15 protein-coding genes are annotated in these 15075 nt (G+C 71.3%); 6 read left to right on the top strand and 9 right to left on the bottom strand.

Annotated elements, in window-relative coordinates; all coding sequences use genetic code 11:
* Nucleotide 1: 1 nt before the first annotated feature.
* The gene (locus tag ACIBK3_RS20880) at nucleotides 2–493 is read right to left on the bottom strand and encodes a PaaI family thioesterase (RefSeq protein WP_399367383.1); all 492 of its coding nucleotides are present in this window, start codon (nucleotides 491–493) and stop codon (nucleotides 2–4) included.
* 146 nt (nucleotides 494–639) lie between these two features.
* Between ACIBK3_RS20880 and ACIBK3_RS20875 the strand changes: the two genes are divergently transcribed.
* Nucleotides 640–1851, top strand: a complete 1212-nt coding sequence (locus ACIBK3_RS20875; protein WP_399367381.1) for a CaiB/BaiF CoA transferase family protein — start codon at nucleotides 640–642, stop codon at nucleotides 1849–1851.
* Nucleotides 1852–1905: 54 nt separating this feature from the next.
* Here the strand turns inward: ACIBK3_RS20875 and ACIBK3_RS20870 are convergent, their stop codons facing one another.
* Genes ACIBK3_RS20870 through ACIBK3_RS20855 form a run of 4 tightly spaced genes read right to left on the bottom strand, consistent with a single transcriptional unit; the run spans nucleotide 1906 to nucleotide 5504 of the window.
* A complete protein-coding gene (locus tag ACIBK3_RS20870; RefSeq protein ID WP_399367380.1) occupies nucleotides 1906–2670 on the bottom strand; it encodes an SDR family NAD(P)-dependent oxidoreductase in 765 nt (254 codons plus the stop codon).
* Entirely contained in the window at nucleotides 2670–3185 is a 516-nt protein-coding gene (locus ACIBK3_RS20865) for a nuclear transport factor 2 family protein (protein WP_399367377.1), read from the bottom strand. Before ACIBK3_RS20865 ends, ACIBK3_RS20870 begins: the two co-directional genes overlap by 1 nt.
* Nucleotides 3182–4360 carry an acyl-CoA dehydrogenase family protein gene (locus tag ACIBK3_RS20860; RefSeq protein ID WP_399367375.1) on the bottom strand — a complete coding sequence of 393 codons (1179 nt, stop codon included), beginning with the start codon at nucleotides 4358–4360 and terminating at the stop codon, nucleotides 3182–3184. Before ACIBK3_RS20860 ends, ACIBK3_RS20865 begins: the two co-directional genes overlap by 4 nt.
* Before the next feature lie 19 nt (nucleotides 4361–4379).
* Complete coding sequence (locus ACIBK3_RS20855) at nucleotides 4380–5504, bottom strand: acyl-CoA dehydrogenase family protein (RefSeq protein WP_399367374.1); 1125 nt, start codon at nucleotides 5502–5504, stop codon at nucleotides 4380–4382.
* Nucleotides 5505–5613: 109 nt separating this feature from the next.
* Between ACIBK3_RS20855 and ACIBK3_RS20850 the strand changes: the two genes are divergently transcribed.
* Both ACIBK3_RS20850 and ACIBK3_RS20845 read left to right on the top strand, forming a co-directional pair.
* Entirely contained in the window at nucleotides 5614–6435 is an 822-nt protein-coding gene (locus tag ACIBK3_RS20850) for an enoyl-CoA hydratase/isomerase family protein (protein ID WP_399367372.1), read from the top strand.
* Between the two features lie 27 nt (nucleotides 6436–6462).
* Entirely contained in the window at nucleotides 6463–6963 is a 501-nt protein-coding gene (locus ACIBK3_RS20845; protein WP_399367370.1) for a MaoC family dehydratase, read from the top strand.
* Between the two features lie 78 nt (nucleotides 6964–7041).
* Here ACIBK3_RS20845 and ACIBK3_RS20840 read toward each other — a convergent pair whose 3' ends face one another.
* The 3 genes from ACIBK3_RS20840 to ACIBK3_RS20830 form a co-directional block, all read right to left on the bottom strand.
* Nucleotides 7042–8457, bottom strand: coding sequence for a family 1 glycosylhydrolase (locus ACIBK3_RS20840; RefSeq protein WP_399367368.1), 1416 nt, complete (start codon nucleotides 8455–8457; stop codon nucleotides 7042–7044).
* A 114-nt stretch (nucleotides 8458–8571) separates the two neighbouring features.
* Nucleotides 8572–10173: a GMC family oxidoreductase gene (locus ACIBK3_RS20835; RefSeq protein WP_399367366.1), complete on the bottom strand. Its 1602-nt coding sequence runs from the start codon at nucleotides 10171–10173 to the stop codon at nucleotides 8572–8574.
* Nucleotides 10170–11069, bottom strand: coding sequence for a crotonase/enoyl-CoA hydratase family protein (locus tag ACIBK3_RS20830; protein WP_399367364.1), 900 nt, complete (start codon nucleotides 11067–11069; stop codon nucleotides 10170–10172). The genes ACIBK3_RS20835 and ACIBK3_RS20830 overlap by 4 nt, the downstream gene beginning before the upstream one ends.
* A 100-nt stretch (nucleotides 11070–11169) precedes the next feature.
* Here ACIBK3_RS20830 and ACIBK3_RS20825 point away from each other — a divergent pair, with 100 nt between their 5' ends.
* From ACIBK3_RS20825 to ACIBK3_RS20815, 3 genes are read left to right on the top strand one after another with little or no spacing between them, the layout of a single operon-like run.
* Entirely contained in the window at nucleotides 11170–11982 is an 813-nt protein-coding gene (locus ACIBK3_RS20825) for an enoyl-CoA hydratase/isomerase family protein (RefSeq protein ID WP_399367362.1), read from the top strand.
* Nucleotides 11983–11985: 3 nt separating this feature from the next.
* Nucleotides 11986–13206 carry an acyl-CoA dehydrogenase family protein gene (locus ACIBK3_RS20820; RefSeq protein WP_399367360.1) on the top strand — a complete coding sequence of 407 codons (1221 nt, stop codon included), beginning with the start codon at nucleotides 11986–11988 and terminating at the stop codon, nucleotides 13204–13206.
* Nucleotides 13203–14228 carry a TIGR03617 family F420-dependent LLM class oxidoreductase gene (locus ACIBK3_RS20815; protein WP_399367359.1) on the top strand — a complete coding sequence of 342 codons (1026 nt, stop codon included), beginning with the start codon at nucleotides 13203–13205 and terminating at the stop codon, nucleotides 14226–14228. The genes ACIBK3_RS20820 and ACIBK3_RS20815 overlap by 4 nt, the downstream gene beginning before the upstream one ends.
* A gap of 25 nt (nucleotides 14229–14253) precedes the next feature.
* On the opposite strand, the gene ACIBK3_RS20810 is transcribed toward ACIBK3_RS20815, so the two are convergent.
* Nucleotides 14254–15003 carry a FadR/GntR family transcriptional regulator gene (locus ACIBK3_RS20810; RefSeq protein WP_399367357.1) on the bottom strand — a complete coding sequence of 250 codons (750 nt, stop codon included), beginning with the start codon at nucleotides 15001–15003 and terminating at the stop codon, nucleotides 14254–14256.
* Nucleotides 15004–15075 lie beyond the last annotated feature (72 nt).

The raw sequence follows: 15075 nt of genomic DNA, 5'->3' as shown, positions 1-15075 counted from the left end.
GTCACTCCTCGTCCAGCGGTTCGATCGGGTCGCCGACGCCGGGCCGTTCCCCGGAGATGGTCACCACCACCTGACCGCGGGCGCAGATGCGTCCGTCGGCCATCACGTCGACGTCGGCGAAGTGCACCCGGCCGCCCCGCCGTACACAGCGCGCGTAGGCGATCGCTTCACGGCCGCGGGCGGGTGCGAGGTACTGCACCGACATGGACACGGTGCTGAGCCGGCTCCCCTTGGTGAAGTCGTGCCCGGCGATCACGGCTCCGGCGCCGGCGGTGTCGATGAGCGCGGAGATCACCCCGCCGTGGAAGACGTCCTCGTGGGCGGAGAGCGACTCGGCGTAGGGGAGCACGATCTCGACTCCGTCCGGGTCCCAGCGCGTCACCCGGATGCGGCAGCGGCGGTTGAAGGCGACTCCGCGCTCCCAGCGGGCGCGGAACCAGGTCCGGCGTTCACGCTGTTCCTGTTCGCTGAGGGTCCTCGCCGCGACGGTCATCAGCACGCCCTCCGGTTCCGGCCTGTCGGCCGATTCATATAGTTACATGAATTGGATAGTTCAGCAATCACGCGGGGCGTGATCCAGTCGCCTAGATGTATTATTTATATAACTGATTCGCTGTCCGTGAACAGAGGGAGACCACGATGCCGTCGACCGCACTGGCCGGGATCCGCGTCCTGGATCTGTCCCGCATCCTCGCCGCACCCCTGGCCACCCAGATGCTGGCCGACCTGGGCGCCGAGGTGATCAAGGTCGAGCGGCCCGGATCGGGGGACGACTCCCGGACGTACGGCCCGCCCTTCGCGCCCGGGCCCGAGGGCGACCGGACCGACACCGCCGCCTTCTACCTCTCCGCCAACCGCAACAAGCGGTCGGTCACCGTCAACCACGCCACCGCCGAGGGGCAGGAGCTGATTCGCGCCCTCGCCGCGCGCTCGGACGTACTGGTGGAGAACTTCCGGACGGGCACGCTGGCGAAGTACGGCCTCGACCACGAGAGCCTGCGACGGCTCAACCCGGGCCTGGTCTACCTCTCGGTCACCGGCTTCGGCCAGACGGGCCCGTATGCCGACCGCCCCGGCTACGACGGCATCTTCCAGGCCATGTCCGGGATGATGAGCGTCTCCGGGCACCCCCAGGAGCCGATGAAGGTCGGCGTCAGCATGATCGACATCCTCACGGGCCTGTACGCCTCCACCGCCGTGCTGGCGGCCCTGCGTCACCGGGACGCCACCGGAGAGGGCCAGTTCATCGACCTGTCCCTGCTGGACTGCGGGCTGGCCTCGCTGTCCCACTTCGCGATGAACTACCTGGTCTCCGGCGAGGTTCCGCAGCGCCGCGGCAACGGCGGGTACGGCGGGATCCCCTCGCAGGCCTTCCCGTGCCAGGACAAGCCGATCTTCCTGGTCGCGGGCAACGACAAGCAGTTCGCCGCGTTCTGCGCCGCGGCCGACCGCACCGACCTCCTCCAGGACGAACGGTTCGCGACGACCTCCGCCCGGATCACCCACCGCGAGGAGATCCTGCCGGTGCTGGAGTCCATCCTGCGCACCCGGACCCGGGACGAGTGGCTGGCCGTACTCGACGAACACGACGTCCCGGCGGGCCCGTTCAACGAGATGCCCGAGGTCTTCGCCGACCCGCAGATACAACACCGGGGGATGCTGGTCGAGGTCGAGGACCCGGTGTCGGGACGACTGCCCCTGCTCGCCAACCCGATCCGGTTCACGGCCACCCCGGTCGAGGGGTACGCCCCGCCGCCCGCCCTGGGTGAGCACACCGCCGACGTGCTCACCGTCCTCGCCGGGGTGACGGAGGATCAGCTGGCGGGGCTGCGGGCCCGGGGTGTCGTGTGACGGCTGCCGGTGGCCTGCGGCAGCGGGGTACGGGCCGGGCGGCAGCCCACCCCGTCACCCGATCAGGGTCCGGCCGCCCTCCAGCATCAGCGTCGCACCCGTCAGATACACCATGTCGTCGCTGACGAGCGCGGCCACCGCCCGGCCGATGTCGGCCTCCGGGTCGCCCAGCCGGCCCAACGGGATCTGACGCGCGAGTTCCTCCGCTTTCTGCGGGTGCGCGGCGAGATAGTCCTCCGCGGCCGGGCTGAGCGCGGCCGGACAGATGACGTTCACCCGGATCCCGTACGGTCCCCACTCCCGCGCGGCGACCCGGGTCAGGCCTCGGATCGCCTCCTTGGCCATCGCGTACGCCGCGAAGGTCGCCTCGCCCTGTACCGCGGCCGAGGAACCCAGGTTGACGACCGAGCCGTGGCTCTCCTTGAGGTGGGGCAGGGCGGCCTGCATCGCGTGGAACGCGGCCAACGGGCCGCTGCGGTACGTGAGTTCGACATCGTCGTACGACGTGTCCGCCAGCCTGCGCTGCACCGAGGACTGCGCGTTGTTGACGAGCACGTCGAGGCCGCCGAACTCCCGTACCGTCTCGGCCACCATGCGGTCGACGTCGTCCCGCTCCCCCACGTCCCCGACCACGGTGTGCGCCCGGCCGCCGCGTTCGATGATCTCCCCGGCCGTGTCCTTCAGCTTGCCTTCGGTGCGACCGGTGATCACCACGGCCGCCCCCTCGGCGGCCAGCGCGAGCGCGATGCCGCGGCCCACGCCCTGCCCTGCGCCGGTGACCAGAGCCGTTCTCCCGGCCAGCCGTGTGCCTCGTTCCATCACGTCGTCTCCTTCCAGAAGGCGGCCCAGGAGGGGAAAGCCTCGGGCAGCGCCGGCTCTCCGGCTCCCTCCCAGCCCTTGAAGCCCACAGCCTGCGGGCGCTCGGTGACATCGGCCGCGTACCAGTGCTGTTCACGGCGCCGGGAGAAGTACCAGTCACCGGCCACGCGCGCGTAGTCGTCCCAGTAGCAGATCGCCATCACGATCCACCGCTCCCCCACCTCGTGCTCGGCCCGGCAGTAGACCGCGCCGGTCGCCGTGTCGCGGCCGGTGAACTCGACCCGGTGACCGCAGATCTGGTGGACCGACCGATGGAAGCCGCGCACCTGGGGCTCGATGTGCTGCCGCAGGACGGCCCGCCCGCGGCCGTGGCGCCCCATGTCCACGTCGGGCCGGAAGCAGCCGACCCAGGCGTCGAGGTCGCGGCCGTCCACGGCGAGCGCGTAGCGGATGGGCAGTTGCTGGATGGCGAGTTGCGACTCGATGCGGTCGACGCGGTCCTCGAGCGACGTCACGGGCGTGGCTCCTTCGGGAGTCCCAGGACCTGTTCGCCGATGATGTTGCGCTGGATCTCGCTCGACCCGCCGTAGATCGTCTCCGCGAGGGAGAGCAGGAAGGAGCGCTGCCGGGTGTCCAGGCCGTAGTCCTCCCCTACGATCTGTCCGGCGGGGCCCGCCAACTCCGTGGCCAGCTGGCCGAGTTGCTGGTGCCTGGTCGACGCGTACAGCTTCGCGGTGGTGGCCTGGGCGCCCGGCGTGCGGCCGGCGGTCAGTTCGGCGATGGTGCGCAGGTTGGTGGTGCGCATGATGCGTACGGAGATCCAGGCGTCGACGATGCGGCGGCGCAGCATCGGATCGTCGAGCGCGCCCCGCTCCCGGGCCAGGTCGATCAGCGCCTCGGCCTCCCGCTCGAAGGCGAGCTGCTGGGGCAGGAGCGTGGTGCCGCGCTCGATGCCGAGCGTGGCCATCGCGGTGCGCCAGCCCTGGTCGACCTCGCCGACGACCATGTCGGCACCGGTGCGCGCGTCGGAGAGGAAGATCTCGGCGAACTCGTCCTGACCGGCGAGGTTGCGGATGGGGCGGATCTCCACGCCGGGCTGGTCCGTGGGCACCAGCAGCATGCTCAGGCCCTTGTGCCGCGCGGACCGCGGGTCGGTGCGGGTGAGGACGTAGAGCCAGTCGGCGTGGATGCCGAACGACGTCCACACCTTCTGTCCGCTGACCACCCACTGGTCGCCGTCCCGTTCCGCCCGCGTGCGCACGGACGCCAGGTCGGAGCCGGCGCCGGGCTCGCTGAAGCCCTGGCCCCACAGTTCCTCGACGCCGAGGATCGGCGGCAGGAAACGCTTCTTCTGCGCCTCGCTGCCCATCTTGAGAAGCATCGGGCCGAGCAGGTCGAGGGCGTTGACGGTGGCCCGGTACGGGGCGTTCACACGGGCGTACTCGTACTCGAAGACGATCTCCTCCAGCAGTCCGAGCCCGCGTCCGCCGTACTCCTGGGGCCAGCCGACGCCCAGCCAGCCGCCGGCGGACAACTCACGGTCCCAGGCGAGGCGGACCTCCCAGGCCGCGCCGTCGGTGGGACCGCCCACGCCCCGGTGCTCGGCGAACTCCCCCACGAGGTGGTCGGCCAGCCAGTCCCGCACCTCGTCGCGGAAGCCGCGCACCGCGGGCCCGAAGTCCAGCTCCATGTCTGCTTCTCCCTGAGTCTCAGATGCCGAGCCGGGCGGCGAGCAGTTCCCGGTGGTACGACGGTGTGCCGAGCAGAACCTCGGAACTCTTGGCCCGCTTGAAGTACAGGTGCGCGGGGTGTTCCCAGGTGAAGCCGATGCCGCCATGGACCTGGATGTTGTCCGCGGCGACCTTGGTGAACGCCTCCGAGCAGAAGGCCTGCGCGAGGGCGGCGGCGACCGCGATCTCCGTCTCGTCGCCCGCGTCCAGCGCCCACAGCCCGCCGTACGCGGCCGAGCGGGCGGACTCGATCTCCATGAGCATGTCGGCGCACTTGTGCTTGATCCCCTGGAACGAGCCGATGGGCCGGCCGTACTGCTCGCGGATCTTGGCGTACTCCACGGCGGCGTCCAGGGCGGCCGCGGCTCCCCCGACCTGTTCGACGGCCAGGAGTACGGCGGCGGTGGCGAGGGTGCGTTCGAGGGCGGGCCATGCCCCGCCCTCGGGGCCCAGGAGGCGGGCGGGGGTGTCCGTGAACTCGATCCGGGCCTGTTTGCGGGTCTGGTCGAGGGTGGGCAGGGGGGTGCGGGTGAGGCCCGGAGCGCCGGCGGTCTCGACAGCGAGGAGGCTGACACCCGAGGGCGTGCGGGCGACGACCAGGAGCAGGTCGGCGAGGTGCCCGTCGGGGACGTAGGTCTTCACGCCGGTCAGCCGCCAGCCGCCCCTTCCGTCAGGGGCGGCGGTCAGCCCGACGCCCTGCTCGTCCCATCGGCCGCCGTCCTCGGTGAGCGCCAGGGTGGCCACCGTCTCGCCGGACGCGATGCCCGGCAGGAGGTCGCCTCGCGCCTGCTCGTCGCCGCAGCGCAGCAGCGCCTCAGCGGCCAGGGCCACGGTCGCGAAGTACGGCCCGCACAGCAGCGCGCGGCCCGTCTCCTCGAAGACGATGCCGAGATCGACGTAGCCGAAGCCCGAGCCGCCGTACTCCTCCGGGACGGCGAGCCCCTGCAGGCCGAGTTCGCCGGCCATCCGCCGCCAGACGACGGGGTCGTGACCGCGAGGGTCGGCGGCCAGGCGGCGCACGGCCGCCTCGTCGGAGTGCTTGGCGAGGAACGAGCGGACGACCTTGCGCAGTTCGTCCTGTTCCTCGCTGAAGGTGAGATCCATGCCGAGCTTCCCGTCCTCCGTGCAACGTCACGTGCGGCCCGCTTGCCGCCCACCCTTCGATACAGTTAGATAATTATAGTATCCACACTGAATACACCAGGAGCGCGACGTGACCGATCCCTACGCCCCGTTCACGAGCCTGACGTTCGAGCGGCCCGCGCCCGGCGTGCTCCGTATCGTGCTCGACGCCCCGAACCTCAACGCCGTGGATCCGCGGATGCACGGTGAGCTCGCCGACATCTGGTCCGTCGTGGACCGGGACGAGGAGACCCGCGCGGTGGTCGTCCAGGGGGCGGGCCGGGCGTTCTCGGCGGGCGGGACCTTCGACTCCATCGAGGCCATGACCGAGGACTACGCGGTGCGCGCCCGGGTGATGCGGGAGGCGCGGGACATGGTCTACGGAGTGCTCAACTGCTCCAAGCCGGTGGTCTCCGCGATCCACGGCCCGGCGGTCGGGGCGGGGCTGGTCATCGGCATGCTGGCGGACATCTCCGTCGTCGCCCGCACCGCGAAGATCGTCGACGGGCACACCCGGCTCGGCGTCGCGGCCGGCGACCATGCCGCCATCTGCTGGCCGCTGCTGTGCGGCATGGCCAAGGCCAAGTACTACCTCCTGACCTGCGAGACGCTCACCGGCGAGGAGGCGGAGCGGATCGGCCTGGTGTCCAAGTGCGTGGACGACGCGGAGGTGCACACGGAGGCCCTGCGCGTGGCGACCGCGCTGGCCGCCGGGCCGGCCAGCGCCATCAGCTGGACCAAGCGGTCCCTCAACCACTGGTACCGCACCGCCCAGCCGATCTTCGAGGCCTCGCTCGGGCTGGAGTTCTTCGGGTTCGGCGGGCACGAGGTCGTCGAGGGACTCGCCGCCCACCGTGAGAAGCGGCCCGCGGACTTCGAGGGAGTCAGCGGCAAGCACCCGCTCGACCTGTGACCACCGACCGTACGAGAGGAACCGATCATGGCGCCGCAGCAGACCACCACCGAGGCCCCCCTGCTGGTCAAGGGGCTGACCTATGAGGAGATGCCGGTCGGGCAGGTCTTCCGGACCGCCCGCCGCACCGTCACGGAGACCGATCTGGTCAACTTCGTCACCTGGGGCGGCTTCACCGAGCCGCTCTTCTGGGACGCCTCGCACGCCGCGGACGGCGGCTACACCGGGCGACTGGTCCCGGGCGGGCTGACGTACTGCCTCGCCGAAGGGCTCGTCCTGCAGACGAACGTGCTGCACGGCACGGGCCTCGCCTTCCTCCACATGGAACTCGACGTGCTGGGTCCGGTGTACGTCGGCGACACCGTGTACGCCGTCGTGGAGACCACCGGGTCCCGGCCCTCCAGCAAGCCCGGCCGGGGCGTGGTGACCAGCCGGATCACCGTGCGCAACCAGCGGGACGAGGACGTCCTCGTCTACACGCCGGTACGACTGATCCGCGGCAGGGACTACGAGGCTCCGGCCTCCTGAGTCCGCGGCAGGGACTTCGCCAGGTTCCGGCGCCCCGCGTCCGGAGCGGGGACTACAAGGGAGTACGGGACTACGGGACTACGAGGCTCCCGCGCCCCGCTTCCGCGGCGCGGACGGCACCAGACTCAGACCCCTCGCGCGGCCCGCTTCGGGCACGGCGGCGCCGGCGAAGGCTCCGCTGCGCAGCCAGTCGGAGGGGATCGGGGGGCGCGGCGGGGCCTCGTGGTCCGGGACCGCCATCGAGTACAGGCGGGTGTAGCGGAACTTGGCCTCCAGGTTGTCGAGGACCGACCAGTACTCGTAGCCGCACACCTCCACCCCGGCCGCGGTGAGTCCGGCCAGCCAGGAGAGCCTGGCGCGCAGCAGGGCCCGGCGCCGGTCGTCGTCGCTGCGCCCGTTCTCGTCGACCAGGTCCAGATCGCCCATGCCGTTGTCGACGACGGACAGCGGCGGCAGCACCTCGCCGTACAGCTCGTACAGGTCGGCGACGGCGTCGGCGAGTCCTTCGGGGATGATCGGCCAGCCGTAGGCGGTGGTCTCCACGTCGTCGAACGGGACGATCGCGAAGCCGAGTCCCACGAGCAGGCGGTTCACCTCGTTGAGGGCGCTCTGACACGTTCTCGTCGGCAGCACGCGGGGCAGGTTCTCCGGTGCGGTGACCCGGAACGGGGTGTGCCAGGACAGGCCCAGCAGGTCCTGCTCGGTGGCGATGGTCTCCAGGTCGCCGGGGCGTACGCAGCCGGTGGCCTCGACCGGTGAGACGTCCTCCTCGGTCACCATGTGCTCGGCGAGCAGCAGGGGGTCGAGGAAGAGACGGTTGGTCCAGCTCTCCAGGCGCTCCAGGGCGAGCCGGTCGTAGGGGTCCTCGGTGGCCGGGTAGCCGCCGACGAGGGTGACCGTGGTCCCGATCCGGCCGCGTGCGCCGGTGGCCCTGAGGGCCTGGGTGGCGAGACCGTTGGCGAGCAGGATGTGGTGGACCGCGGGCAGCCCGGCCCGGCCCGCGCCCCGGCTCGGGGGATACATTCCGGCCACGTGGTCCGCGAGGGTGGGACCGGCGAGGTCGGTGGAGGTGATCCAGCGTTCCACCCGGTCGCCGAAACGGCGGCCCAGTTCGGCGGCGTAGGCGGCGAAGTGCTCGGCGGTGTCACGGGCGAGCCAGCCGCCGGCCGCGTCCAGCCACGGCGGCAGCGAGCGGTCGAGCAGGGTGAGACAGGGCCGGGTGCCCTGCGCGAGCAGGCCGTCGAGCGCCCGGTCACAGCGGTCCAGGGCATGCCGGTCCCAGTCGCCGGGGCCCTCGGGCTGGAGCAGCGGCCATCCGGCGACCATGCGGTGCGTGTCCGCGACGACGCCGGTCAGCTGCCGGAGGTCGTCGGTCCACTGCCGGAAGTGTCCGCCACGTTCCGGCAGGGGCGGCGGCGGTGCCGCGATGGTGTCCGCCGTGGCGACCCCCCAGTCGGCACAGCGAAGGGATTCATGCAGGAAACCATCGCTCATGGTTTACCGTCCAGGCGGTCAATGGTTTAGCGCATTCAACTGAATGTCCGCCGACCGGACGCTAACACTTCGAGCAAACCACGACAATGTTTCGGCCGGATCTCGGGTTGTGGATCAGCCGGCCTGGAGGATGAGATCCGCGGCGCGCCAGGCCATCGCCATGATCGGCGCGTTCAGATTGCCGGACACCATGGTCGGCATGACCGAGCAGTCCACGACCCGCAGGCCCTCGATCCCGCGCACGCGCAGCCGGCCGTCGACGACGTCGTCCTCGGCCGGGCCCATGGCACAGGTCCCGATGGCGTGGTAGCCGCAGCGGCCGTGCTCGAGACCGGCGTCGATGATCTCCTCATCCTCGCGGACCCCGGGGCCCGGCAGGGTTTCGGTGGTGATCCGGCGGGCGATCGGATCGGTCCCGAAGAGGTCCCGCATGCGCCGGAAGAGGGCGGTCCCCACCTCGCGGTCGTGGTCGGAGCCGTAGTAGTCCGGGGTGATCGTGAGCGGGGCGTCGGGATCGGCCGAGGTGATGTGCAGGCCGCCCTCGGCGGTGGGGCGCAGGATGTAGCCGAGGCCCATCACCCCGGGCTCGCGTTCCACGCCGGTCTCCTTGCCGGGGACGTCCGGCAGCAGGGACACCGGCGCGATGAGCAGCTGCGCGTCGGGGCGGGAGAGCTCGGGGCGGGTCTTGAAGAAGGCGATGACGTCGAAGGCGGGCGCGGCCAGCGGACCTCGGCGGGTGGCCAGGTACTTCGCCCCCGACAGGGCCTGCCGCAGCGGAGTGCTCAGTGCCTTGTTGTAGCCGAGGTCGTCCTTCAGCCGGTACTGGACGACGAAACAGCGGTGCTCGCGCATCCGGCCGCCCACGTGCGGGCTGTCGACCAGGACGTCGACGCCGGCGGATTTCAGCGTCTGCGCCGGGCCGATGCCGGACAGCTGGAGGATCTTGGGCGTGGCGATGCTCCCGGCGGAGAGGATCACCTCGCGCCGGGCCCGGACGTCGGCCTCCCGGCCCTGGCTGCGGGCGCGCACGCCGACGGCTCTGCCGTGCTCGGCGAGGACGCGCGTCACCAGGGTGTCCACCGACACGGTCAGGTTCGGCCGGTCCGCGACGGGGTGCAGGAAGGCGCGGGCGGCGCTGAACCGCTGTCCCTTCTTGATGGTGGCCATGGCGTAGCCGATGCGTTCGTCGTCGCTCGCGTTGAGGTCGTCGGTGCGGCGCCAGCCGAGGCCGGTTCCGGCGTCGATGGCCTCTTCGCAGAGCGGCTCCGGACCCGGCGCGGTGGAGATGTGCAGCGGGCCGCTGGCGCCCCGCGCCTCGGAGGCACCGAGCGCGTTGTCCTCGATCCGCCTGAAGACCGGCAGCATGGTGTCCCAGCCCCAGCCGGGGTTGCCGAGCCGCTCCAGTTCGTCGTAGTCGGCGCGGTCACCGCGGTTGTAGACCATGCCGTTGACCGAGCTGGACCCGCCGAGCGTCCGGCCCCGGACCCAGTGCTCGACCCGCCCGCTGGGACCCACCGGCTCGACCGGGTAGTGCCAGGCGAACCGGGGATCACCCAGCAGCTTGCCGAACCCTTTCGGCATCTTGATCAGCGGTGTGGTGTCCTTGCCGCCCGCCTCGATCAGCAGCACGGACGTCTTCGGGTCCTCGGAGAGACGGTTCGCGAGCACGCAGCCCGCGGAACCGGCGCCCACCACGATGTAGTCGAACGTCGTCATTCCTGGCCCTCCGGTGCCGGTGCCTGCTCGTCGAGGTCGAAGGGGCGGAACTCGTCCTCCTGCCACCAGGGGTACAGGGGTGGCATGTCCTTGCTGACCCGGCCCGGGAACTCGGGCGGCCGTTTGGCGAGGAACGACTGGACGCCCTCGACGGGGTCCGGGCCGCCGCCGATCTGGCTCATGATCCGTGAGTCGAGGCGGTGCGCGGTCATCGGATGGGGCTCGCCCAGCATCCGCCACATCATCTGGCGGGAGAGGGCGACCGAGATCGCGGAGGTGTTCTCGGCGATCTCCCGGGCGAGCGCGTACGCCGCGGGCAGCAGCTCCTCCGGAGGGTGCACGGAGCGGACCAGTCCGGCCGCGAGCGCCTCGTCGGGGCCGAAGACGCGGCCGGTCGCCACCCATTCCATGGCCCTCTGCATACCCACGGCCCGCGGCAGGAACCAGCTCGCCGCCGACTCCGGCACGATGCCCCGGCGCGCGAAGACGAACCCGAACTTCGCCGAGGTGGAAGCCAGTCGGATGTCCATGGGCAGGGTCATGCTGGCTCCGACGCCCGCCGCGGGACCGTTGATCGCCGCGATGACCGGCTTGGTGCTGGAGAAGATCCGCAGGGCGACCCGGCCGCCGGTGTCCCGGTGCCAGGCGCCCGCCTTGCGGTGGTCGAAGGAGGAGCCGCCGGAGCTGACGTCGGCGCCCGCGCAGAAGCCGCGCCCGGCTCCGGTCACCACGATCACGCGTATGTCGTCGTCGGCGTCGGCCGCGTCGAGGACGTCGAGCAGGTCGGTCATCATCTGGGGGTTGAAGGCGTTGAGTTTCTCGGGCCGGTTCAGCGTGACGGTGAGGATCCGGTCCGCCACCTCGGCCCGCACGGTCTCGTACTCCTGCTCCGGCATACGCGTCCTCCGTCACTCCAGCGAGCCGTTTCCAGAAAGCTTAATTAGTTATAGCATTCAACTCTACTGACTCGTTCGATGATGACTGATGGCGGTGGAGATGACGGACCTCTTGGTGACGGCCGTCGGGCCGGTCCGGCTGATCGAGCTGAACCGGCCGGACCAGCTCAACGCGACGAGCGAGGAGCTGCACGCGGGTCTCGCGTCGGTGTGGGACTCGCTCGCCGACGACCCGGAGGCCAGAGTCGTCGTGCTCACCGGGCGCGGCCGGGCGTTCAGCGCCGGGGGCAACTTCGACATCATGACCCGGGTCCAGCGCGACCGCGCCTTCCGGGAGCGGAACGTCGACGAGGCCCGGCGGATCATCACCGGCATGGTGCGCTGTCCGCTGCCGGTGATCGCGGCGGTCAACGGGCCCGCGGTGGGGCTGGGATGCAGCCTGGCGTTGCTGAGTGACCTGGTCCTGATGGCCGACGACGCCTATGTGGCGGACCCCCACGTCCAGGTCGGTCTCGTCGCGGGCGACGGCGGTGCGCTCGTCCTCCCCTTGCTCGTCGGTCTGACCCGCGCGAAGGAACTGCTGTTCCTCGGCGAGCGGGTGAGCGCCGAGGACGCGGTCCGGCTGGGCATCGCCAACCGTGCCGTGCCGAAGGACAAGCTTCTGGACGAGGCCATGGACCTGGCCGGGCGACTGGCCGCCCTGCCCGCGCAGGCGCTGCGCGAGACCAAGCGCGCGGTCAACCTGCACCTGGAGCAGGCACTCGCCACCGTCATGGAACCCGCCCTGCTCGCCGAGCAGGAGACCATGCACTCGCCGGACCACATCGCCGTCGTCCAGAAGATCATCGCGTCGCGCGAGCGCCGCCGGGCCGACGAGTCCCGTGATGGCCGCCCGGCGGGCGGGGAGGGCTGAGGCATGGACTTCGCGTTCAGCGAGGAGCAGGAAGAACTGGGGCGCACGGTGCGGGCGTTCCTCGCGCGCACCTCGCCCGAGACCGAGGTGCGGCGCCTGATGGAGACGCCGGAGGGCTTCGACCGGGCGGTGTGGCGCCGGATGGGTTCGGAGCTCGGGCTGCAGGGGCTGGCCGTACCGGAGGAGTACGGCGGTGCCGGGTGCGGGCCGGTCGAAGTGGGCGTGGTCATGGAGGAGATGGGCCGTGCCCTGCTGTGCGCACCGTTCCTGTCCTCGGCCGTGCTGGCGACGACCACGCTGCTGCGCTGCGCCGACGAGGACGCCCGCAAACGCCTGCTGCCGGGCCTGGCTTCCGGCGAACTCGTCGGGACCCTGGCCCTGACCGAGGACTCGGCACGGTGGGACGCGGCGGGTGTCCGGCTCACCGCCCGTGAGAGCAACGGGAGTTGGCTGCTGGACGGGCACAAGATGTTCGTCCTCGACGGCGCCACCGCCGATGTCGTTCTCACCGTCGCCCGCACCGAAGACGGCACCGACGGCACCGACGGCGGCATCGGGGTCTTCTGGGTGGACGGCGACGCGGCCGGCCTGACCCGTGAACCGCTGCCCACGATGGACCCGACCCGCCGCCAGGCCCGCCTCGACTACCACGACGTACCGGCGACCCGGCTGCGTACGCACGGCGACGGCTGGGACCTGGTGGCTGAGGTGCTCGACCGGGCCGCGGTGGCGCTGGCCGCCGAGCAGGTCGGGGTGGCCTCCCGCGCGCTCGACATGGCGGTGGAGTACGCCAAGGTGCGGCACCAGTTCGGGCGGCCCATCGGCTCCTTCCAGGCGGTCAAGCACCTGCTGGCCGACGTCCTGCTGGAGGTGGAGTCGGCGCGGGCCGCCGCGCACTACGCCCTGCTCGCCGCCGAGAGCGACGAGAAACCCGAGCACACCGACAACACCGACAACACCGGGAACACCGGGAACCTGGAGAACGCCGACCCGCGACTGCCCGCCGTGGCGAGTCTGGCGAAGGCGTTCTGCTCCGACGCCTGTCTGCAGGCGACGGAGCAGAACATCCAGGTCCACGGCGGCATCGGCTTCACCTGGGAGCACCCGGCCCACCTGTACCTGAAGCGGGCCAAGACGGCACAGCTGCTGTTCGGCGATCCGGCGTACCACCGGGAGCTGCTCGCACAACGCATCGGCATGGAAACGGACAAGGGAGCGGCATGAAGGTCGACGGCAAGCTCAACGTGTGGAGCACCACGGAGGTCGTGGAGGAGGCCCGGCACCACGAGAAGGCCGGCTACGACGGCCTGTGGGTGTCGGAGTCCAAGCACGACCCCTTCCTGCCGCTGGTGCTGGCGGCCGAGCACACCGACCGGCTGGAGGTCGGCACGGCCATCGCGGTCGCCTTCGCCCGCTCCCCCATGCAGCTCGCGTACACCGCGCACGACCTGCAGACCTACGCCGGCGGGCGGTTCTCGCTCGGCCTCGGCAGCCAGATCAAGCCGCACATCGAGCGGCGCTTCGGCATGCCGTGGAGCCGGCCCGCGGCCCGCATGCGGGAGTACGTGAGCGCGCTGCGCGCCATCTGGGCCACCTGGAACGAGGGAGAGAAGCTCGACTTCCGCGGCGACTTCTACTCGCACACGCTGATGTCGCCCTTCTTCTCTCCCCCGCCCGCCCCCGGCGGCGCGCCCGACGTGTTCGTGGCCGCGGTCGGCGAGGCGATGACCCGGGTGGCGGGTGAGGTCGCCGACGGACTCCTGGCGCACGGCTTCACCACCGAGCGGTATCTGCGGGAGGTGACGCTGCCGACCGTGGAGGCGGGACTCGCCGCGTCCGGCCGTACCCGGGACGACTTCTCCGTCTCCCACCTGCTGCTGACCGCGACCGGCCGGACCGAGGAGGAGATGACCCGCGCCATCGACGGCACCCGTGGCCAGATCGCCTTCTACGGCAGCACGCCCGCCTATCGCGGGGTGCTGGAACTGCACGGCTGGGGCGAACTCGGCGACGAACTGCACGCGTTGTCGACGTCCCGGCGCGAGGACAAGTGGGTGGCGATGAGCGGGCTCGTCGACGACGAGGTGCTGCACACCTTCGCGGTCGTGGCGGAGCCGGAGCGGGTGGCGGGCGAGATCCGGCGCCGGTACGGGGCGCTGGTCGACCGGGTGTCCTTCTACACCGCGTACGAGATCGACGCCGAGGTGTGGGAGCCCATCGTGCAGGAGCTGCGCACATCCGAGTGACCGTCAGCGGGGCAGGTCCGGGAGGTCAGCCGAGCAGGTCCAGGACGGTGGTCATGGACCTGTTCTGCAGCAGGTAGTCCTCGGCCTCCTGGAGGTGGAGGCGCCACAGCTCCTCGGCGGCCTCGGTCCGGCGCGCGGCGACCAGTTCGACGAGCGCGCCATGGGCGCGGAAGCCCCGGCGGTTGGCCCGTACGTTCTCGGGGGTGCCCGCGTCCAGGTCGACGTGGGACCAGTTCGCCTGGTCGATGATGTGCCGGACCATGCCGTTGAGGACGCTCAGCGTCTCGTTGCCGGCCAGTTCGACGACCAGGGCGTGGAACTCCATGTGAGCGCGGATGAAGGCCGAGGGGTCGTCCATGAGCCGCTCGGCCTCGGCGACGGCGGCCCGCAGCCGCTCCAGGTCACCGTCCGTGCGCCGCTCGGCCAGCAGACCGGCGCACGGCGCCTCGATCACCGTACGGGCGTCGTAGACGTCCTTGAGGGTGGTGCCCCGGTATTCCAGGACCACCCCGGCGTACCGGGCCGCGACCGTGCCTTCCGGGGTCTGCACCCGCGCCCCGCCCCGGGCGCCCCGGCGCACGCTGATGAGCGACTCCGACTCCAGCACCCGGAACGCCTCGCGCAGCGTCGGCCGGGACACGGCGAACTCCGCCATCAACGCCGTCTCGGCCGGCAGCGCCTCTCCCTCCGTCAGCTCCCCGCGCACGATCTTGCGGCGCAGCTGTGCCGCCACCAGCTCGGCCATCTTGGGGACGCGGACCTTGACACCGTTCACGCCCCCACCGCCACCGCCCTGTCGCCCCGCACTCGTCACCGGGCCCACCTCCGTCCGACCCACTGGTGCGGG

The organism is Streptomyces sp. NPDC050287 (assembly GCF_044459385.1).
Classification (GTDB): domain Bacteria; phylum Actinomycetota; class Actinomycetes; order Streptomycetales; family Streptomycetaceae; genus Streptomyces.
The sequence above is the reverse complement of the archived record's forward strand: the minus strand, read 5'-3'. Positions and strand labels throughout refer to the sequence as shown.